This is a genomic window from Streptomyces sp. NPDC028368 (assembly GCF_055565615.1).
In genome coordinates, this window is sequence record NZ_JBVHTY010000013.1 from 189,703 (window position 1) to 209,281 (window position 19,579).

The following is a 19,579-nucleotide window of genomic DNA, read 5'->3' on the forward strand; positions in this document are numbered from 1 at the left end:
GCCGTATACGCGACTGTCCCCGACCACCCTTGCGGTGATCGGGGACAGCTGCGCGGTCCGGGTGGCTCAGCCCAGGAGGCCGCCCAGCGTGCTGCCGCGACCGGAGTCGCTTCCGGAACCGGAGGGGCTGCTGTCCGTGCCGCCGCCGGTGGTGCCGCCGCCCGTGCCGCCGGAGCTCGGTGTGGCGTGGCTCGGGATCGAGGTGCGCGACGGGACGGTCTGCCGCGGCGGTCCGCTGGTGGTCGCGCCGCCGGGCTGAGCCGCGCCGCTGGTGGTCCCGGCGGACGGCAGGGTCGAGGCGGACGGCCTGCCTCGCTTGCCCGCCTTGTGCGAGGCGTCGGCGGAGGGTGTGCCGCGGTGCCGCAGGGTGCCGTTGCCGGTGTGGAGCCGGCCGGGCCGGGTGGCCCTCTTGCCGGGGCGGGGCAGCGGCGAACCCGGGAGGTTGTTGATCGCGGGCTCGCCGGGCCGCGGTACGGGCGCGACCGTCGCGGACCGTACGGCGCCACCGAGCAGCGACCCGATGAGCAGGGTCAGTCCGGCTACCACCGCGGTCATCACGGCACCGCGCCGCAGCACCCGGCGCCGCAGCTCACCGACCTCGACGCGCGGACCGAGCCGCCGCCAGGCCTCGCCCGCCAGCCGTCCGTCCATGGAGTAGACCGGGGCACCCGCGATGATCAGCGGGCTCCAGGCGGCGAGGTAGATGATGTCGGGCGCGTCGTAGGCGGGGACGGTGCGCCAGCTGACGGTCATCAGCAGCGCCGCGGAGAGCAGCGCGCCGATCGACGCGGCGAGCCGCTGCCACAGTCCGCAGATGGTCAGTACGCCGACGACGACCTGGAGGAAGGCGACCGTCAGGCCGGCCCCGACGGGATGCGAGACGGCGAAGTCGCGCAGCGGCACGGCCAGCGCCCAGGGGTCGAGCGACAGCAGCCACTTGACCATCGAGCCCCGCTCGCCGCCGTCGAAGTAGACGGGGTCGCAGAGCTTGCCCATGCCGGCGTAGACGGAGATCAGGCCGAGGAAGATACGCAGCGGCAGCAGGACGACGCCGAGGTTCATCCGGCGGCCGGGGTAATACGCATGCCGTACGGAGTCGCTGCCGCGCCGCTTGCCGTCGTAGCGGTCCCGGGCGTCGAAGCGGTCGTCGTCGAAGCGGTCGTCGTCGTAGCCGTCGCCGTCGTAGCCGTCGTCGGCGCGGCCGCCGTCGTAGGGGCGGTCGCCGTATGCGCTGCCCACGGGGCGTACGCCGCGCAGCAGATGGGTGTCGGATTCGAGGGGGCCTCGCTGGCCGACCACGGTCGAGGCGGGCGCGCCGTCGAGGCGGACCCGGGGCAGGACCTGGGTGGTCCCGACGTCCTCACCCTGGCCGCTGTCCAGGCCGATGCCCGCGTTGCGTACCGCGTGCAGGAGCTGGGTGGTGGCGCCGGCCGTGCCGCCGGGTGCCGTACGGCCGCTCCACACCACGGGCGCCCGCCGTCTGGCGGGGACGGACGACCCCCGGATCACGGGGATGCGCGCGGTGTCGGCCATGGTGTTGCCCACTGCGCCCGTTACGGGTCCGGCGAGCTGCACACGGAAACTGGCGTGGTTGACAATGACCTGCGCGGGATCGCACGGCACCTTGACCGAGCTCAGGATGGGCTCGTCATCGAAGCCCGGCGAGCGTCCCCCCGTAGGCGTGCGGGGTGTTCTGGTGTCCACGCTCATCTAACCGAGTGACCCGCGGTTAAGACACTGCCTTGACCGGTCCGATCTGTCCGAGACCCGTCAAAAGATCGGGGGATATCAGGAAGACGTACGGAGGGTCAGGCTTTGCCCCGGGCTGCGGTGTACCGCCTGCCGGCCCGGGGCATCCCTTGCTCAGGCGCGGCGGCGCGCCGCCTCCCACAGGACCACACCGGCCGCGACACCGGCGTTCAGCGACTCGGCGCCGCCCGGCATCGGGATCCGCACGCGGACGTCACAGGTCTCGCCCACCAGCCGCGACAGGCCCTTGCCCTCGCTGCCGATCACGATGACCACCGGGCCGTCCAGCGCCTCGACGTCCTGCAGCTCCAGCTCGCCGTCCGCGGCCAGACCGACGACCGTCAGCCCCGCCTTCTGGTACGACTCCAGGGTGCGGGTCAGGTTGGTGGCGCGGGCGACCGGCGTACGGGCAGCCGTGCCCGCCGAGGTCTTCCAGGCACCGGCCGTCATTCCGGCGGCCCGGCGCTCCGGCACGACGACGCCGTGGCCGCCGAAGGCGCACACGGAGCGGACGACCGCGCCGAGGTTACGGGGGTCGGTGACGCCGTCGAGCGCGACGATCAGCGGGTCGTCGCCCTTGTCGAAGGCGGCCGCCGCCAGGTCCTCGGGGTGCGCGTAGTCGTACGGCGGCACCTGCAGGACCAGGCCCTGGTGGTTGAGGCCGTTGGTCATCCGGTCCAGCTCGGGGCGCGGCGCCTCCATCAGGTTGATGGTGCCGCGGTCCGTGGCGAGCTGCAGCGCCTCGCGCACCCGCTCGTCGGAATCGATGAACTGCTGGACGTAGAGATTCGTCGCGGGCACGCCGTCCCGCAGCGCCTCGAAGACCGGGTTACGGCCGACGACGAGCTCCGCGGTGCCCTTGGCGCCGCCGCGGCGCGGGGCCGGGCGCTTGGACTCCTGCTTCGCCTTGGCGTTGGCGACGCGGTTCTTGACGTGCCCCTTGCGTGCGGAGGCGGGCGGGGTCGGGCCCTTGCCCTCCAGGCTCCGGCGCCGCTTACCGCCACTGCCGACCTGGGCGCCCTTCTTGTTGGACGTGCGGCGGTTCCTGCGCTGGCTGTTGCCGGCCATGGGTCACCTGTTTCTTCACTGCTCTCGACGTCTCGCGACGTGGAGTGGGTACGTACGTATGGATTGAGTGTCGCCCGCGGCCGCCGGGAAGGGCGAATCCGGCTGGTGGCCGGGGGTAGCGACAGGCTTCAGACAGGCATCGGACAAGCTTCAGGACAGCGACCAGCGCGGGCCGGACGGGGTGTCCTCGATGGCGAGGCCGGACTGCTGGAGCTGGTCGCGGATGGCGTCGGCGGTGGCGTAGTCCTTGCGCGCGCGGGCCGACTGCCGCTGGTCGAGGACGAGGCGCACGAGGGAGTCCACCACGCCGTGCAGGTCCTCGCCGCGGTCCGTGCCGCCGCCCGACCAGCGCTCGTCGAGCGGGTCCAGGCCGAGTACGCCGAGCATCGCCCGGAGCTCGGCGAGCCGGGCCACGGCGGACTCCTTGTCGTCGGCCGTCAGCGCGGAATTGCCCTGCCGGACGGTGGTGTGCACGATCGCCAGCGCCTGCGGGACGCCCAGGTCGTCGTCCATCGCCTCGGCGAACGCCGGCGGCACCTCGGGCGCGGGCTCGACGATCCCGGTCTTCTCGACGACCCGCTGGACGAAGCCCTCGATACGGGCGAACGCCGACTCGGCCTCGCGCAGCGCTTCCTCGCTGTACTCGATCATCGAGCGGTAGTGGGGGGTGCCGAGGTAGTAGCGCAGCACGATGGGGCGCCACCGCTTGACCATCTCGCTCACGAGCAGGGAGTTGCCGAGCGACTTGGACATCTTCTCGCCGCTCATGGTCACCCAGGCGTTGTGGGTCCAGTACGCGGCGAAGTCGTCGCCGAAGGCCTTGGCCTGCGCGATCTCGTTCTCGTGGTGCGGGAAGATGAGGTCGATGCCGCCGCCGTGGATGTCGAAGCGCGAGCCCAGGTACTTGTGGGCCATCGCCGAGCACTCCAGGTGCCAGCCGGGCCGGCCGCGGCCCCAGGGGGTCTCCCAGCTGGGCTCGCCCTCCTTGGCCGCCTTCCACATCGCGAAGTCGCGCTGGTCCCGCTTGCCGGTCTCGCCGTCGCCGGACGGCTGCTTGAGATGGTCCAAGTCCTGGTTGGACAGCTGCAGATAACCGGGGAAGGACTTCACATCGAAGTAGACGTTGCCGTCGACGGCGTAGGCGTGGCCGCGCTCGATCAGGCCGCGCATCATCTCGATCATCTCGGGGATGTGCCCGGTGGCGCGCGGCTCATAGGTCGGACGCAGGCAGCCGAGGGCGTCGTACGCCGTGTTGAAGGCGACCTCGTTCTCGTACCCGATCGCCCACCAGGGGCGGCCCTGCTCGGCCGACTTCTGGATGATCTTGTCGTCGATGTCCGTCACATTGCGCACGAACGTGACGTCATAACCGCGGTAATCGAACCAGCGGCGCATGATGTCGAAATTCAGCCCCGACCTGATGTGCCCGATATGCGGGGCGGCCTGCACGGTGGCACCACACAGGTAGATCGAGACACAGCCCGGTGTGAGCGGGGTGAAATCGCGAATCTGCCGGGCGCTGGTGTCGTACAGGCGAATGGTCACGGAACCAGGGTAGTCGGAACGAAGCAGTGCCTCGTGACCCCTCGGCCACGGGGTCACAGAACCGTGACACTCGCCCGGTTCACCCGAAATATCACCGCACCCCGGGGTCGGTCATATACCGCCGACGACCTTGCGCGGGGCGATCCGGACGACGACCCGCTCGGCGTCCTCACCCGCCGCCGGGTTGAACTCGGCGTACGGCTTGCCGGTGTACTTCAGCGACAGCTCGTCGATCAGCTGCTGCCCGCCCTCCGTGCTGAGCGAGGCGGTCCCGCGGACCTCGGCGTACGTATAGGGCGCGTCGAAGGGCTGGATGACGACCGAGACACGCGGATCACGCCTCAGGTTCCGCTCCTTGCGGCGGCCGACGGTCGTGGAGACCAGCAGGTCGTCGCCGTCCCGCTTCACCCAGACCGGGGACGCCTGGGGGCTGCCGTCGGGCTGGATCGTCGCGACGGTCACGAAGACCGGGGTGTCGAGGAGCTTCTTGAGGTCGTCGGAGAGGGTGGCAGTCACGGGCGGGGTCCTTCCTGCTGGCCGATCCGATGCATCCGTCTCCCGCTCAACACCCGTATGGTGCCCGGCATTCCCCCCGCCGGACCGGCAATCCTGCGCCCGAGGGCAAGCCCCGCGCCGCGCCCGCCTCCTCAGTCCGTAGGGACCTCTCAGGCCGTACGGACCACCAGCGCCGTGGCCACCGCCGCCAGCCCCTCCGCGCGGCCGGTCAGGCCCAGGCCGTCGGACGTCGTCCCGGACACCGAAACCGGCGCCCCGACCGCAGCCGACAACGCCTTCTGCGCCTCGTCCCGCCGCTTGCCGACCTTCGGGCGTACGCCGATGACCTGCACCGCGACGTTGCCGATCGCGAAGCCCTCGGCCCGTACGATCCGCGCCGCCTCGGCCAGCAGCGTCACCCCGGAGGCGCCGGACCACTCGGGGCGTCCGGTGCCGAAGTGCGCGCCGAGGTCGCCGACCCCGGCCGCCGAGAACAGCGCGTCGCAGGCGGCGTGCGCGGCCACATCACCGTCGCTGTGCCCGGCCAGGCCGTACTCCTCGCCCTCCCACAGCAGCCCGGCACACCACAGCTCGCGGCCGCGCTCGAAGGCGTGCACATCCGTGCCGATGCCGACGAGGGGAATGCCGGAGAGGCCGCCGGCCTCGGGGGTCGGCTCAGACGTAGCCATCGGTGGCCCTCCTACGGGCGAGTACGGCCTCGGCCAGGACCAGGTCCAGCGGCCGGGTCACCTTGAACGCTTCCTCGTGGCCGCGGACGACCACGACCGGCTCGCCGAGCCGTTCGACCAGCCCGGCATCGTCGGTGGCACCCTCGCCCTCGACGACGGTGTCATGCGCCTTGCGCAGGGTCTCCAGGTCGAACCCCTGCGGGGTCTGTACGGCGCGCAGCAGCGCCCGCTCCGGGGTGCCGACCACCGGCTCCGGGATGTCCTGCGGCTGCGGCTCGACCTGCTTGACGGTGTCGGCGAGCGGCAGCGCCGGGACGACCGCCGGGGCGCCGGCCCGTACCGCGGCGATCACCGCGTCGACCGTGTCGACGGGGACCAGCGGGCGCGCCGCGTCGTGCACCAGCACCACGTCGATGGTGTCCGGCAGCGCCGCGAGCCCGAGCCGTACGGACTCCTGGCGGGTCTCGCCGCCGGGGACCACCACCAGGTCGGTGCGGTCGCTGAGCGGGTGCTCGTCGAGGAGGCGGCGGACCTCGGGGGCACCGTCCGGCGGGGCGACCACGACGACCAGGGAGACGGCGCGCGAGGCGGCCATCGCGCGCACGGCGTGCACCAGCATGGGAGTGCCGCCCAGTGCGCGCAGCGCCTTGGGGGCGCCGGGGCCGAGCCGGACGCCGCGGCCGGCGGCGGGGATCACGGCGGCGGTGCGGATCGGACGGGAAGGATCTGGCATCAAGGGCTCCGGAGTCCGGGGCGGGCCCGGAATTGGCGCAGACAGGTTTGTTCCCTCGGCCGAGGTGGGTATGGCCTGGGAGGTGCCCCGGCTCGTAGAGCTCGGGGAAGTGCCGGGCGCGACGCCTTGACCGGACCCTTCCGTGACATCGGTCGAAGCGGCTGCCCGAGCCCGGCACGCCACAGGTGCGTATGACGGGCTTCCGTCACTTCTCGTCCGGTTCATACGTCGCAGATATGCCGCAGCGCCCGGCAACAGACCTCTCCTTGGGGGAGGCGGTCGTCACTCGGGCACCGCGGCATTGCTACGTCGAATCGCGTCATATCAAGCAGGGGCAATGACGTCTTGCCCGAACTGCTTGACGGACGTTGTGCGTCGTCAGGACGCGAGGACCTCGTCGAGCAGAGCCTCGGCCTTGTCTTCGTTGGTGTTCTCCGCGAGGGCGAGCTCGCTCACCAGAATCTGGCGCGCCTTGGCGAGCATCCTCTTCTCGCCGGCGGAGAGTCCCCGCTCACGCTCACGACGCCACAGGTCGCGAACCACCTCGGCGACCTTGATCACGTCACCCGATGCGAGCTTCTCGAGATTTGCCTTGTAGCGACGGGACCAGTTCGTCGGCTCTTCGGCATACGGTGCACGAAGCACCTCGAAGACCCGGTCCAGCCCGTCCTGACCAACCACGTCGCGTACGCCGACGAACTCCGCATTGTCCGCTGGCACACGAACAGTCAAGTCGCCCTGGGCGACCTTCAGCACCAAGTAGGTCTTGTCCACGCCTTTGATCTGGCGAGTTTCGATGGCCTCGATCAGCGCGGCCCCGTGATGGGGATAGACCACGGTGTCGCCAACCTTGAACGTCATGTGACAGGTACCCCTTCCGTGGCTATCCATGCTAACACGGGAACGGGCCGTTCTGAATGGCGTTTTCGCAGGTCAGGGCATATCTCGGGGCTTGACAACAGCGGTCGGAACGTGCTGCGAGGGGTCCTTCTGTGCGGGTATTCGCAGGTGGGAGGGGCTTCACAGGTGAGCGGAAACCCGCCCGTCACACACCCCGAAGACGATGATCAACGGGCCGAACATCCCGTTTTGCGGGGATCCGTATGAGCGACTTCAGCTACTCCGTTCGGTTGCTCGCGGGGGCTCCGGCTCGTTTCTTGAATTGATCATCGGCCGGCCGGCGAGCGTGGTGATCAATTTCCCGAGGCGCCCGCATTCCCTGCGAATACCGCTTTTCACCGGGGGAAACAGCGCGGCCGCCACCCGATCGGCGTCTTGGCTGCCTCTTGGGGACATCTTGAGGATTATTCAAGGACGTTCTCGGGACACGCCGGGAAGACTTCGGGATCTGCCCCGTGATCCTTCCCAGGCCCTTCCCGGGTCGTTCCCCGGCTCTTCCCGGATGTCTATCGGAGAACGGCCCGTACGGAGCGCGAGAAGGAGAACGGGAACGGTGCCGGGAAGGATCTACGGAACGCCTCCGGGCCGCGCGCGGCGCGGCGTGCGCAACGGCCCGCGGGGCGCCGCGCGCGGCCGTGATCGCGCTGGGGGCGGGTCGGGTGCGGCGGCGCGAGGACGGCTCGGTAACCTAGCGGCGCTGACACACCCTTAGGGCGGCTTTACGTGCTGGTCACCATGACGCGTACGCAATGCCGCTCCAGCCGCCCATCCGCGACCGGGCACGAAGTTCGGCCGCCGTAGCTCGTCAAGGAGATGCCGCCGCCGTGAGCCGCAGCCTTCGACGCGGCGTCCTCGCCGCTACCGCCCTTACGCTCTCCGTTGTCTCGCTTTCCGCGTGCGCGGCCGGTGGCGACGCGCAGACGCTGCAGGTCAAGCCGGACAACGCCGCGACCTCCGTCGGCGACATCAAGGTCCAGAACGCGAACGTGATCACGCAGCCCGACGTGAACGCCAAGGGCCCCGCCGCGATCACGGCGACGCTGTTCAACAACGGCAGCAAGGACCAGAAGTTGACCGCGATCACCGTCAACGGCACCGGCACGTCGGCCAAGCTGATGACCGCCACCGGCGCCGCGGGCCCGATCACCGTGCCGGCCGGCGGCTCCGTCGTGATCGGCGGCGCGCACAACGCCTCGGCCGTCCTGCCGAGCGGCCGCGACGCCGTCCAGGACGGGAACGTGCAGCCCCTGACGTTCGACCTCAGCTCCACCGGCAAGGTGCAGCTCGGCGCGTACGTCGTCCCGGCGAAGAACTACTTCGCGAGCTACGGCCCCAAGGTCGAGCCGCAGCCCTCCGGCTCGGCATCCCCCTCGGAGTCGGGCAAGCCGTCCACCTCGGCGAGCCCGTCCGAGTCGGGCAAGCCCTCGGAGTCCGGCTCGCCGTCGGAGTCGGGCAAGCCGTCCGGCCAGGCCTCGAATGCGGCCCACGCCGGCCACTGAGTCACGCCGGTGACGCCGGTGACCGAGCCGCCTCGGTCACCGGTTACCGCGCGCCGTAGTACGCGTCAGGGCGCCCGTCCGATCTGGAGGGGCGCCCTGACGCGTATCCGGCTAATCGACCATCGCCGGGCATGGCTTACGGCTCGAACTTGTAGCCCAGGCCACGGACCGTGACGAGGAACCGCGGTGCGCCCGGGTCGGGCTCGATCTTGGCGCGCAGCCGCTTGACGTGCACGTCCAGGGTCTTGGTGTCGCCCACGTAGTCGGCGCCCCAGACCCGGTCGATGAGCTGCATCCGGGTCAGCACCCGGCCGGCGTTGCGCAGCAGCATCTCCAGGAGGTCGAACTCCTTGAGCGGCAGGTCCACCTTGCCGCCGGAGACCGTGACGACGTGGCGGTCCACGTCCATCCGGACCGGGCCGGCCTCCAGGGCCTGCGGAGTGACCTCCTCGGGCTCGCCGCGGCGGCGCAGCACCGCGCGGATGCGGGCGACCAGTTCGCGGGAGGAGAAGGGCTTGGTGACGTAGTCATCGGCTCCTATTTCCAGGCCGACGACCTTGTCGATCTCGCTGTCCTTGGCGGTCACCATGATGACCGGGACATTGGAGCGGCCGCGCAGCTGGCGGCAGACCTCGGTGCCGGGCAGACCCGGCAGCATCAGGTCCAGCAGGACCAGGTCGGCGCCGTTGCGCTCGAACTCGTCCAGTCCGTCGGGGCCCGTAGCCGCGATGGCGACCTCGAAACCCTCCTTGCGGAGCATGTACGACAGTGCATCGCTGAACGATTCCTCGTCCTCGACGACAAGCACTCGGGTCACGGAAGGACCTCCGGGGCAGGGTGAGCTGGAAGCGGATCGTTGAAGGTCTCGTACGGGCGGTCCTCGTCGTCGAGGCCCTCCGCAGTGAGGTCGGCGGGCCGTTCGCGGTCGCGTACGGCACCGGCTTCCGGGAGACGCAGGGTGAAGGTGGAGCCCTGTCCCTCAGCGCTCCACACCGTGACCTCTCCGCCATGGGAGGCGGCCACGTGCTTGACGATGGCGAGGCCGAGGCCGGTCCCGCCGGTGGCGCGCGAGCGCGCCGGGTCCACTCGGTAGAACCGCTCGAAGACGCGGTCCCGGTCCTTCTCGGAGATCCCGATGCCCTGGTCGGTCACCGCGATCTCGATCAGGTCTCCCCCGGGCGCCGACACCCGGCGGCCGGCGATACCGACCCGGGTACGTGCCGGGGAGTAGTTGACGGCGTTCTCGACGAGATTGCCGAGGGCCGCGGCGAGCTGGCCGCGATTGCCCCAAACATGCAGGTCGGCGGTGCCTCCGGCGGCCATGGTGATCTGCTTCGTACCGGCCTGCTGGCGGCAGCGGTCGATCGCCTCGGCGACCAGCTCGTCCACCCGGACCGGCTCCGCGTCCTCCAGCGGGTCGTCGTTCTGCACCCGGGAGAGGTCGATGAGCTCCTGGACGAGGTTGGTCAGGCGGGTGGCCTCGTTCTGCATCCGGCCGGCGAAGCGCTCGACGGCCTCGGGGTCGTCGCTGGCGTCCATCACGGCCTCGGAGAGCAGCGAGAGCGCGCCGACGGGGGTCTTGAGCTCATGGCTGACGTTGGCCACGAAGTCACGCCGTACCGCTTCTATGCGGCGAGCCTCGGTGAGGTCCTCGACCAGGAGGAGGACCAGGCGGGAGCCGAGCGGGGCGACTCTGGCGGACACCGCGAGGGCGTCGCCCCGGCCCGTGCCGCGGCGCGGCAGGTCCAGTTCCACCTGGCGTATCTCGCCGTCCCGCCGGGTGTCGCGGGCCATCTGCATCATCGGTTCGACGGCGAGCTTGCCGCCGCGGACCAGCCCGAGGGCGTACGCGGCGGAGCTGGCCTTGACGACGGCATCGGCCTCGTCCAGGACGACGGCGGAGGAGCGGAGCACCGAGAGGACAGTGTCGACGCCGGGCGGCAGCACGGCGTCGGTGTGCAGGGACGTACGCGTGGGCTTGGCCTGGTCCCGCTCGCTCCAGCGGAACGCCAGCATGGCGAAAACGCCGGTGCACAACCCGGCGATCGCTGCCACTGCGGCAACGGCCGCGTCCACGTTCATGACTCCAGCGTATGCGGCAGGTCGGACACTTCCCCAGCCGTGCGAGCGTCTGCTCGAACACCCGTCGCCCAGAGTTCACCATGGCGTCGGTATTGGTTCACTCCGGAGGGCCGAAAGGGGCGCGTAGCGATAGACCGGAAGCCTCTGAGGAGCCCGATGCGACCGCCCGGCGCTCCCCGGGCGCCGACCGCCGGGCCACCCGTCCGACCTCGGGGCACCGGTCACGTCGCCCAGAGTTCACCTTCACGTCGGCGGCGGTTCACTCCGGGTGGGAGCGCAGGTCGCGATCTGCCCGCACGGTGAGGGTGTGGATGACGAGCCTACGGGGCACGGCAACCGGCTCCCCGGAGTACGGGCCGCGCGGGCCCGGGTCGTGGGAGCGTGGGAAGCCCCCGGACGTCCACCCATCCCCCACCACCACCCGATACCCCTCGATGCGAGAGAAGGTCACTGATGCGGGACGCGTACCACGAGGAGCTGGATTCGATCGGCGAGGGCCTGGTCGAGATGGCCCGGCTCGTCGGCTCCGCGATCGGGCGCGCCACCACGGCGATACTCGACGCGGACCTCAAGCTGGCCGAGACCGTGATCGCCGCCGACGAGAAGGTCGACGACCTCCAGCGCGACCTGGAGGCGCGGGCGATCGCCCTCCTGGCGCGACAGCAGCCGGTCGCCACCGACCTGCGGATCGTCGTCACCTCCCTGCGGATGAGCGCCGACCTGGAGCGCTCGGGCGACCTGGCCCAGCACGTGGCCAAGCTGGCCCGGCTGCGCTTCCCGTCGACCGCCGTACCGCGCGATCTGCACGCCACCATCCTGGAGATGGGGCAGCTGGCGCAGCGCCTGATGGCCAAGGCGGGCGAGGTCATCATCACCAAGGACGTCGATCTGGCGCTCCAGCTGGAGCAGGACGACGACGCGATGGACCTGCTGCACCGCGCCCTCTTCCAGCACCTGATGGACGACCGCTGGAAGCACGGCATCGAGACGGCCGTGGATGTGACCCTCCTGGGCCGCTACTACGAGCGCTTCGCGGACCACGCCGTCTCGGTTGCCAAGCGGGTCGTCTATCTGGTCACCGGTGAGCACGCCGACGAGATCGCCCCGCCGACGCAGGTCGAGGGCGCATAGCGGCGGCGCCGGGCCACCGTCCGCCACCGTGCGCCGTTGACGCGTGCCTCCACGCGCCGTTGACGCGCCTCGTCGTCCGGGCTTGCAATGAGCACCAAGGTGACCCCTAGGAGGCAATACATGGCACTCACGGCGGACTCCCTCAGCCTCACCCCGCCGCACGGCGCGCCCTCGGCCGTCGAGCACCCGCAACTCCCGCTGCTCAGCAACTGCAGCTGCGGCCCCGGCTGCGGCTGCGGCTGCCAGTCCGGCGGACCGTGCCAGTGCGGCGGCTGCAGCTAGCCACCGCGATGCGCACCGCGGCCCCGGTCGGCGTTCCCGCCGACCGGGGCCGCTGCCGTGTCCGGGCCGCGTTCGGACCGCGGGCGGGCCATGGTCCGGGCGACCGCCCCCCCCCCGCCGCCCGAAACATCACCTTCGGTCCCTTTTGTCACGAATGCATCGCAAAGTGACCACCCCCCATAGCGAGCGACGCCCCCAAAGCGTTGGCCCAAGCATGAAGCCCTCAAAGAACTCGCAGCGCTCACAGCACTCACAGCACTCACAGCACCCGCAGCACACGCGGCAGGTACCGCCCGCGCAGGACGAATACCGCGCCGGCGTCAACCCCGAGCTGCTCGGCGCGTACTGGCTCGACACTCCCGACCGCGACCACGTGGCGGCGGACTGCCCCTGGTGCCGCGAGCTCGCGGCCTCGGAAGCCGGGCGGAACACGACGCAAGCCCCCCACCCGCGAAGAAACCGCAGGTAGGGGGATTGCGCAGGGCCGGATACCGGGGACCCTTTGCCAAGCCCGGGGGTTCACAACATCCCGGACATCCCGGCATCGGGGGCCGCGGGATCCCCGCAGTGACGGCCCAGCGGCGGCCCGAGAAAGACAAGAGCCCCTCATCTGCACCAAAGGTACGGATGAGGGGCCTGATCGCGATTCCTACTTCTTCTTGCCCTGGTTCTTCACTGCCTCGATGGCGGCCTTGGCGGCCTCCGGGTCGAGGTAGGTGCCGCCGGGGTTGACCGGGCGGAAGTCGGCGTCGAGCTCGTAGGCGAGCGGGATGCCGGTGGGGATGTTCAGGCCGGCGATGTCCGCGTCGGAGATCCCGTCGAGGTGCTTGACCAGGGCGCGCAGGCTGTTGCCGTGGGCGGCGACCAGGACCGTACGGCCGGCGACGAGGTCCGGGACGATGCCGTCGTACCAGTACGGCAGCATGCGCGTGACGACGTCCTTGAGGCACTCGGTCTTCGGGCGGAGCTCCGGCGGGATGTCCGCGTAGCGCGGGTCGCCGCTCTGGGAGAACTCGCTGCCGTCCTCAAGGGCGGGCGGCGGGGTGTCGTACGAGCGGCGCCAGAGCATGAACTGCTCCTCGCCGAACTCGGCGAGCGTCTGCGCCTTGTCCTTGCCCTGCAGCGCGCCGTAATGCCGCTCGTTCAGGCGCCAGCTGCGGTGGACCGGGATCCAGTGGCGGTCGGCGGACTCCAGGGCCAGCTGCGCGGTGCGGATGGCGCGCTTCTGGAGGGAGGTGTGCAGCACGTCGGGGAGCAGACCGGCGTCCTTGAGCAGCTCTCCGCCGCGGACCGCCTCCTTCTCGCCCTTCTCGTTGAGGTTCACGTCCACCCAGCCGGTGAACAGGTTCTTCGCGTTCCACTCGCTCTCGCCGTGACGGAGGAGGATCAGCTTGTACGGTGCGTCGGCCATGACCTCGAGCGTAATCGACGTCCGGACAGGGCCCGGCCAGGGTCCAGGACCTGGGCTCCTCCGTGACGTTTGACGCTTCCCGTCAAACAAGTAGCGATGACAGCACCGCGGTATGTAGGTTGCGAACGTCGCCTGCACCACTTACAACGCGCCGCTTACCGCACACCGCTCACCGCACCACTCATCACCACCACCGCTCGCCTTGCGTGCGCCGCGCCACCGAGGGAACTGTCATGTCCGCATCCACATCTGCCCGCGCCCTCACCCGCCTCCGACAAGCCGCCGTGGAGAGCGTCTCCGGTCTCCCCCGCCAGTTCTGGTGGCTGTGGACCAGCACCCTGATCAACCGTCTGGGCGCCTTCGTCGCTACCTTCCTGGCCCTCTATCTGACCGTCGAGCGCGGCTACTCGGCCTCCTACGCCGGCCTGGTCGGCGCGCTCTACGGCCTCGGTGGCGTCGTCTCGTCGATCGGTGCCGGGGTGCTCACCGACCGGCTCGGCCGCCGCCCCACCATGCTGATCGCGCAGCTGTCGACGGCGGCTTCCGTTGCGCTGCTCGGCTTCATGGAGGACCCGGTCGCGATCGCCGCGGTGGCGGGCGTCGTCGGTATGGCGACCAATGCCTCGCGCCCCGCCGTCCAGGCGATGATGGCGGACATCGTCGCCCCCGAGGACCGCGTGCGGGCCTTCTCCCTCAACTACTGGGCCATCAACCTGGGCTTCGCGATCTCCTCCACCGCCGCCGGACTCATCGCCGAACACGGCTACCTGGCCCTCTTCCTGGGCGAGTCCGCCCTGGTCCTGACCTGCGCCCTGGTGGTCTTCTGGAAGCTCCCCGAGTCCCGCCCGGAAGCGGCCCCCCAGTCCGCCGCCGGCTCGGCCCCGGGGTCGGCCCCCACCCAGGTCTCCATGCTGACCGTCCTGCGCGACGGCCGCTTCATGACCGTCGTCGGCCTCAACCTCCTCCTCGCCCTCCTCTTCCAGCAGGCGTACGTCTCCATGCCGGTGTCGATGGGTCAGGACGGCTTCTCCAGCGTGGACTTCGGCCTGGTGATCGCGGTCAACGGCGTACTGATCGTGCTGCTGCAGATCCCGGTCACCCGCTTCATCGAACACCGCAGCCCCGCGGCGCTGCTGATCGGCTCGTCCCTGCTGGCCGGTTACGGGTTCGGGCTGACCGCACTGGCCGGCTCGGTCGCCATGTACGCGGTCGCGGTCGCCGTCTGGACCCTGGGCGAAATCATCAACTCCCCCACCCAGATGGGCCTGGTGGTACGCCTGTCCCCCCTCCACGGCCGTGGCCGCTACCAGGGCATGTACGCGCTCTCCTGGTCGATCGCCTCCCTGACGGCCCCGCTCCTCGGCGGCGTCGTGATCGACCACTTCGGCGCGGATGCGCTGTGGGGCGCCTGCGCGGTCGTCGGCACGGTGGCGGCGGTCGGGTACGGCGTGCTGCTGCGTCAGCTGCCGGAGCGGACCGGTGCGGGCACGGTCGCGGTAGCAGGGGCGGTCGCGGACCGGCAGCCGAAGTCCGCGGAGGCGGCGGGGGCGGGGCCGGAGACGGGGGCGTCTGCGGAAGCGGTGGCCTCCTCGGAGCCGGTGGCCTGACGCCACCCCTACCAGAGCGCCCCGCGCCTCTGATGCAGCCGCCTGGGGGCGCTGGGGGAAGCGGCATCCCGCCCCGGCATCCCGCCCGCCCTGGGCCGCCCCGCGCTCACTCGGCCGTCGGCCAGTCCCAGCCCAGCTGGAGGAACATGCCGAGCCGGTCGCTCACGGCGCGGATTTCGGCGATCTTGCCCCGGCGCAGGGTGAAGACCCAGATCTGTTCGACCGAGAAAGCCCGGTGGGTGGGTTCGGGCATGCGGGGATGGGCACCGGTGTGCCTGCCGCTGACGGTCAGCCGGGCGACCACGGAGTCGCCCTCGGCGATCAGCTCGTCGGCGACCACCGCGAGCTCGCCGAAGGCCGCCAGCTGTTGCCGGAAGCCCTCGAAGGCGGCACCGGGCCCGCTCTCCTCGCCATGAATGATCTTGTTGTGGTCGATGACATCCACCGCCATGCAGGAGGGGAAATCGTCGGTCCGGCGCTCGTTGACGGCGACGAAGAACCCCTCGACGACCTGCTTGTTCGCGGTGATCTGTGCCTGCTTCGACATCCCGCCCCACCCCTGTCTTACGTCGTAAGAATCGTTTCCCCGCTAGGCTGGACTTACGGCGTAAGAAAGTCAAGGGCGGCGACGACTCGGGCGAGGGTGAGAGACATGACGGGCAAGGCAGGCAAGCGGGCGCGGGGAGAACGGGCCGGTCTGTCACGGGCGTTGGTGCTGGACACCGCGCTGGACCTGGTGGACCGCGAAGGGCTGCGTGGCCTGTCGATGCGGCACCTCGGGGGCGCGCTGGGGGTGGAGGCCATGACGCTCTATCACTACGTCCCCAACAAGGAGGCGTTGCTGGACGGCCTGGTGGAGCGGGTCTTCGCCGAGGCGCTGCCGCCGTCGGCCGAGGGCGCGCCCTGGCAGGAGCAACTGCGCGGCTACGCCGCCTCGTTGCGGGAGGCGCTGCTGCGGCATCCGGGCGTGCTGCCGCTGGTGGTGACCCGCCCCATGGTGACCCCCGCGGGCCTGGACGCGGTGGAACGCGGACTGGAGGCACTGACCGGCGCGGGCTTTCCGCTCGGCCGGGCGGTCGACGCGCTCAACGCGCTGTCGCTGTTCGTCGTCGGGCACACGGCCGGCGAGGTCGGCGTCGGCAACGATGCCGACCCGGAGTGCCAGGCTCCCGGCTCGCCCGGATGGCTGGCGCGCCTCGATGCCGCCCGCTACCCGCTCATCACGGAGGCGGCACGGACCGGAGCCGGGGTGGACGACGCGGAGCGGTTCCGCTGTGCGGTCGAGGCGCTGGTCGCCGGGTTCGCCGGGTTCGCGGGGACGTGAAGGGCAGGGAGGCCACGGGGGGGCAGGAAGGGCGGGGAGTGCGGGAGGGGGCGGGCCCTGCGCCATAGGGCCGGCCGCGCTGTGTGGGTCGTGGCGGGTTACGCCGACGGCCGCCCCGTCAGATGCGCGAACGCCGCCAGATTACGGGTCGACTCCCCACGCGCCACCCGCCATGCGTACTCCTTGCGGATCGCCGTCGCGAAGCCCATCTCCAGCAGGGTGTTGAAGCTGCCGTCGGCGTTCTCCAGGACCGTGCCGAGGATACGGTCGAGTTCGTCGGGGGTGACGGCCGCGAGCGGCAGCTTGCCGACGAGGTAGATGTCGCCGAGCCGGTCGATCGCGTAACTGACGCCGTAGAGACGGGTGTTGCGTTCGAGGAGCCAGCGGTGCACGGCCTCGTGGTTCTCGTCCGGGTGGCGGACGACGAAGGCGTTGATGGAGAGGGAGTGCCTGCCGACGATCAGCGAGCAGGTCGTGGAGAGCTTGCGGGTGCCGGGAAGCTTGATGACGTACGTGCCGTCGGACGGCGACTCCCACTCCAGCTCGGCATCCCGGAGGGTGCTCTCGATGACCTCGGCCGGGGTCGTCGCCCCGCCGGTCGCACCGCGGCCCTCGCCCACATCATCCGTCTTCTCACCCATGCAGGGATCGTAGGTGACGACTTACCCGTGCAGGGATCGCAGGTGGCGGCGGCGTTCCTGGATGGCGGCGGTGTAGACGTCGCCGGTCGCCGCGGCGGCGGTGTCCCAGCCGAAGGACTGGGCGTGCCGGGCGGCCTCGGTGCCCATCCGGGTCGCCAGCTCCGGGTTCGCCACGAAGCGGCCGAGCGCGCGGGCGTAGTCGGCCGGGTCGTGGCCGGATATGAGGAAGCCGCTGCTGCCGTCGCGTACGGCCACCGGGAGGCCGCCGACCGCGGCCGCGATGACCGGAGTGCCGCACGCCTGGGCTTCTATGGCGACCAGCCCGAACGACTCGCTGTACGAGGGCATGACCAGCACCGATGCCGCGCGGTACCAGTCGGCGAGCTGCTCCTGGCCGACCGGCGGACGGAACTGCACGACGTCCGCGATGCCGAGCCGGGCGGCCAGCTTCTGCAGGCCCTCCGGCTTGGCCAGGCCGCTGCCGCTGGGCCCGCCGACCACCGGGACGACCAGGCGGGAGCGCAGCGCCGGGTCCTCGTCCAGGAGGGCGGCGGCCGCGCGCAGCAGGATGTCGGGGGCCTTCAGCGGCTGGATGCGGCCGGCGAAGAGGGGGATGACCGCGTCCTGCGGCAGGCCGAGGCGGGCGCGGGCGGCGGCCCGGCTGGCGGCGACCTCAGGGGCGGCGGGGGAACCGGCCGTCCCGGGCGTCCCGGCCATCGGGCGGAACCGCTCCAGATTGACCCCGGGGTGCACCACGGCAACCTTGCCGGGCTCGGCCTCGTAATGCCGTACGAGCTCATCCGCCTCCTCGGCGGTGTTCGCTATCAGGCGGTCCGCGGCGCGCACGATCTGCGTCTCGCCGATCACCCGGGCGGCGGGCTCGGGGGTGTCGCCGACGGCGAGGGCGGCGTTCTTGACCTTGGCCATGGTGTGCATGGCGTGCACCAGCGGGACGCCCCAGCGCTCGGCGGCCAGCCAGCCGACATGGCCGGAGAGCCAGTAGTGGGAGTGGACGAGGTCGTAGTAGCCGGGACGGTGGCCGGCCCAGGCCTGCATCACGCCGTGCGTGAACGCGCAGAGCTGGGCGGGCAGCTCCTCCTTGGCCAGGCCTTCGTACGGGCCCGCGTCGACATGCCGGACGAGCACGCCGGGGGCCATCTCCACGGCGGGCGGCAGGGTGCCCGTCGTGGCGCGGGTGAAGATCTCCACCTCGATGTTGATGGCGGCGAGCTTCTTGGCGAGCTCGACGATGTAGACGTTCATCCCGCCCGCGTCGCCGGTGCCGGGCTGATGCAGCGGGGAGGTGTGCACGCTGAGCATCGCCACGCGGCGCGGCCGGCGCGGGACGCCGGGCAGCCTGAGCAGCGCCTGTCCCGGGAACTGGCCTCCGCCACGCCTGGACGGCACGGGCGGACCCCCATGCCGGCTGCGGAGCCGGGATACGTACTGGCTCACTGCGAGCTACCTCCTAGGCCGGGCGGTCTGCACGCCTCCGAACCCCTCCAACAACGGAAGTCGCCCATCCATTTCCGTCCGGCACACTCTCCCTCCACTTTGCCAAAGCGTGACCTTTGACGGGATGGCTGCCCCGGGCCCGTACCCTCGATGCCATGGCCCGCCGCTCCTCCGCCCCACCCCGCCCCGTCGGAACGGTCACCCGCGGCACCACCAACCCCAACCGCCTGCGCCGCATGGACCGCTGGATAGCCGCCGAACACGGCGCCGAACTGCGCCACGCCGCCGACCCCGTCGCCGTCGACCTCGGCTACGGCGCCGCGCCCTGGACCGCGGTGGAGCTGCTGGGCAGGCTGCGTACGGTCCGGCCGGACGCGCGGGTGGTCGGCATCGAGATCGAACCGGCGCGGGTGGCGGCCGCCCAGCCGTACGAGCGCCCCGGGCTGGACTTCGTCCACGGCGGCTTCGAGGTGCCGCTGCCCGGCGGGCAGGGGCGCGCGCCCGTGCTGATCCGGGCGGCGAACGTGCTGCGGCAGTACGACGAGGACGCGGTGGCCGCCATATGGCAGCGGCTGTGCGCACGGCTGGCGCCCGGCGGTCTGCTGGTCGAGGGCACCTGCGACGAGATCGGGCGGCGGCATGTGTGGGTGGCGCTGGGCCCCGAGGGGCCCCGTACGGTCACCTTCGCCACCCGGCTCGGCTCCCTCCACGCCCCCTCCGACCTGGCAGAACGCCTGCCGAAGGCGCTGATCCACCGCAATGTGCCGGGCGAGCCGGTGCATGCCTTCCTGCGCGACTTCGACCGCGCCTGGGCGGCCGCCGCCCCGCTGGGCGCACTCGGCGCACGGCAACGCTGGCTCGCCGCCGTACGCGCCCTGGCGACCGACTGGCCGCTGGCCGGCGATCCCCGCCGCCGGCGCCAGGGGGAGGTCACCGTGCGGTGGGAGGCGCTGGCGCCACGGGGCTGA

20 protein-coding genes are annotated in these 19,579 nt (G+C 71.2%); 7 read left to right on the plus strand and 13 right to left on the minus strand.

Annotation, left to right across the window (positions count from 1 at the left end; translation table 11 throughout):
* Positions 1 to 66 precede the first annotated feature (66 nt).
* The 7 genes from ACZ4S3_RS28005 to ACZ4S3_RS28035 all read right to left on the minus strand — a co-directional run bounded on the left by ACZ4S3_RS28005 (position 67) and on the right by ACZ4S3_RS28035 (position 7,140).
* The gene (locus tag ACZ4S3_RS28005; RefSeq protein WP_467939040.1) at positions 67 to 1,704 is read right to left on the minus strand and encodes a DoxX family protein; all 1,638 of its coding nucleotides are present in this window, start codon (positions 1,702 to 1,704) and stop codon (positions 67 to 69) included.
* 159 nt (positions 1,705 to 1,863) lie between these two features.
* Positions 1,864 to 2,817, minus strand: coding sequence for a 23S rRNA (guanosine(2251)-2'-O)-methyltransferase RlmB (gene rlmB / locus ACZ4S3_RS28010; protein WP_467938842.1), 954 nt, complete (start codon positions 2,815 to 2,817; stop codon positions 1,864 to 1,866).
* A 150-nt stretch (positions 2,818 to 2,967) separates the two neighbouring features.
* A complete protein-coding gene (cysS, locus tag ACZ4S3_RS28015; protein ID WP_467938844.1) occupies positions 2,968 to 4,362 on the minus strand; it encodes a cysteine--tRNA ligase in 1,395 nt (464 codons plus the stop codon).
* A gap of 111 nt (positions 4,363 to 4,473) precedes the next feature.
* Positions 4,474 to 4,878: a PPOX class F420-dependent oxidoreductase gene (locus tag ACZ4S3_RS28020; protein WP_467938846.1), complete on the minus strand. Its 405-nt coding sequence runs from the start codon at positions 4,876 to 4,878 to the stop codon at positions 4,474 to 4,476.
* Positions 4,879 to 5,027: 149 nt separating this feature from the next.
* Positions 5,028 to 5,546 (minus strand): 2-C-methyl-D-erythritol 2,4-cyclodiphosphate synthase, encoded by a 519-nt coding sequence (ispF, locus tag ACZ4S3_RS28025; RefSeq protein WP_467938849.1) that lies wholly within the window; start codon positions 5,544 to 5,546, stop codon positions 5,028 to 5,030.
* Entirely contained in the window at positions 5,533 to 6,279 is a 747-nt protein-coding gene (gene ispD, locus ACZ4S3_RS28030; RefSeq protein WP_467938851.1) for a 2-C-methyl-D-erythritol 4-phosphate cytidylyltransferase, read from the minus strand. The genes ispF and ispD overlap by 14 nt, the downstream gene beginning before the upstream one ends.
* Positions 6,280 to 6,657: 378 nt before the next feature.
* Positions 6,658 to 7,140 (minus strand): CarD family transcriptional regulator, encoded by a 483-nt coding sequence (locus ACZ4S3_RS28035; protein WP_003953493.1) that lies wholly within the window; start codon positions 7,138 to 7,140, stop codon positions 6,658 to 6,660.
* Positions 7,141 to 8,003: 863 nt separating this feature from the next.
* Here ACZ4S3_RS28035 and ACZ4S3_RS28040 point away from each other — a divergent pair.
* On the plus strand, positions 8,004 to 8,678 hold the full coding sequence (locus tag ACZ4S3_RS28040; protein WP_467938853.1) for a copper chaperone PCu(A)C: 675 nt from the start codon (positions 8,004 to 8,006) through the stop codon (positions 8,676 to 8,678).
* 136 nt (positions 8,679 to 8,814) lie between these two features.
* Here the strand turns inward: ACZ4S3_RS28040 and phoP are convergent, their stop codons facing one another.
* Together phoP and phoR are read right to left on the minus strand one after the other, a co-directional pair.
* Positions 8,815 to 9,486 carry a two-component system response regulator PhoP gene (gene phoP / locus ACZ4S3_RS28045; protein WP_467939042.1) on the minus strand — a complete coding sequence of 224 codons (672 nt, stop codon included), beginning with the start codon at positions 9,484 to 9,486 and terminating at the stop codon, positions 8,815 to 8,817.
* Between the two features lie 5 nt (positions 9,487 to 9,491).
* A complete protein-coding gene (gene phoR / locus ACZ4S3_RS28050; RefSeq protein WP_467938855.1) occupies positions 9,492 to 10,760 on the minus strand; it encodes a two-component system sensor histidine kinase PhoR in 1,269 nt (422 codons plus the stop codon).
* 453 nt (positions 10,761 to 11,213) lie between these two features.
* Between phoR and phoU the strand changes: the two genes are divergently transcribed.
* The 3 genes from phoU (at position 11,214) to ACZ4S3_RS28065 (ending at position 12,642) form a co-directional block, all read left to right on the plus strand.
* A complete protein-coding gene (phoU, locus tag ACZ4S3_RS28055; protein WP_467938857.1) occupies positions 11,214 to 11,891 on the plus strand; it encodes a phosphate signaling complex protein PhoU in 678 nt (225 codons plus the stop codon).
* Positions 11,892 to 12,011: 120 nt separating this feature from the next.
* Positions 12,012 to 12,173 carry a hypothetical protein gene (locus tag ACZ4S3_RS28060; protein WP_467938859.1) on the plus strand — a complete coding sequence of 54 codons (162 nt, stop codon included), beginning with the start codon at positions 12,012 to 12,014 and terminating at the stop codon, positions 12,171 to 12,173.
* A 214-nt stretch (positions 12,174 to 12,387) separates the two neighbouring features.
* Complete coding sequence (locus ACZ4S3_RS28065; protein ID WP_467938861.1) at positions 12,388 to 12,642, plus strand: hypothetical protein; 255 nt, start codon at positions 12,388 to 12,390, stop codon at positions 12,640 to 12,642.
* A 180-nt stretch (positions 12,643 to 12,822) separates the two neighbouring features.
* Here the strand turns inward: ACZ4S3_RS28065 and ACZ4S3_RS28070 are convergent, their stop codons facing one another.
* Positions 12,823 to 13,584: a phosphoglyceromutase gene (locus ACZ4S3_RS28070; protein ID WP_467938863.1), complete on the minus strand. Its 762-nt coding sequence runs from the start codon at positions 13,582 to 13,584 to the stop codon at positions 12,823 to 12,825.
* Between the two features lie 233 nt (positions 13,585 to 13,817).
* Between ACZ4S3_RS28070 and ACZ4S3_RS28075 the strand changes: the two genes are divergently transcribed.
* Positions 13,818 to 15,191 (plus strand): MDR family MFS transporter, encoded by a 1,374-nt coding sequence (locus ACZ4S3_RS28075; protein ID WP_467938865.1) that lies wholly within the window; start codon positions 13,818 to 13,820, stop codon positions 15,189 to 15,191.
* A gap of 106 nt (positions 15,192 to 15,297) precedes the next feature.
* Here ACZ4S3_RS28075 and ACZ4S3_RS28080 read toward each other — a convergent pair whose 3' ends face one another.
* Positions 15,298 to 15,738 carry an ester cyclase gene (locus ACZ4S3_RS28080; protein WP_467938867.1) on the minus strand — a complete coding sequence of 147 codons (441 nt, stop codon included), beginning with the start codon at positions 15,736 to 15,738 and terminating at the stop codon, positions 15,298 to 15,300.
* Between the two features lie 105 nt (positions 15,739 to 15,843).
* Here ACZ4S3_RS28080 and ACZ4S3_RS28085 point away from each other — a divergent pair, with 105 nt between their 5' ends.
* Positions 15,844 to 16,515, plus strand: coding sequence for a TetR/AcrR family transcriptional regulator C-terminal domain-containing protein (locus ACZ4S3_RS28085; protein WP_467938869.1), 672 nt, complete (start codon positions 15,844 to 15,846; stop codon positions 16,513 to 16,515).
* Positions 16,516 to 16,613: 98 nt separating this feature from the next.
* Here the strand turns inward: ACZ4S3_RS28085 and ACZ4S3_RS28090 are convergent, their stop codons facing one another.
* The gene (locus ACZ4S3_RS28090; RefSeq protein WP_467938871.1) at positions 16,614 to 17,156 is read right to left on the minus strand and encodes a type III secretion system chaperone family protein; all 543 of its coding nucleotides are present in this window, start codon (positions 17,154 to 17,156) and stop codon (positions 16,614 to 16,616) included.
* A gap of 21 nt (positions 17,157 to 17,177) precedes the next feature.
* Positions 17,178 to 18,611: a D-inositol-3-phosphate glycosyltransferase gene (gene mshA / locus ACZ4S3_RS28095; RefSeq protein ID WP_467938873.1), complete on the minus strand. Its 1,434-nt coding sequence runs from the start codon at positions 18,609 to 18,611 to the stop codon at positions 17,178 to 17,180.
* 155 nt (positions 18,612 to 18,766) lie between these two features.
* On the opposite strand from mshA, the gene ACZ4S3_RS28100 reads away from it, so the two are divergent.
* Positions 18,767 to 19,579, plus strand: coding sequence for a class I SAM-dependent methyltransferase (locus ACZ4S3_RS28100; RefSeq protein ID WP_467938875.1), 813 nt, complete (start codon positions 18,767 to 18,769; stop codon positions 19,577 to 19,579).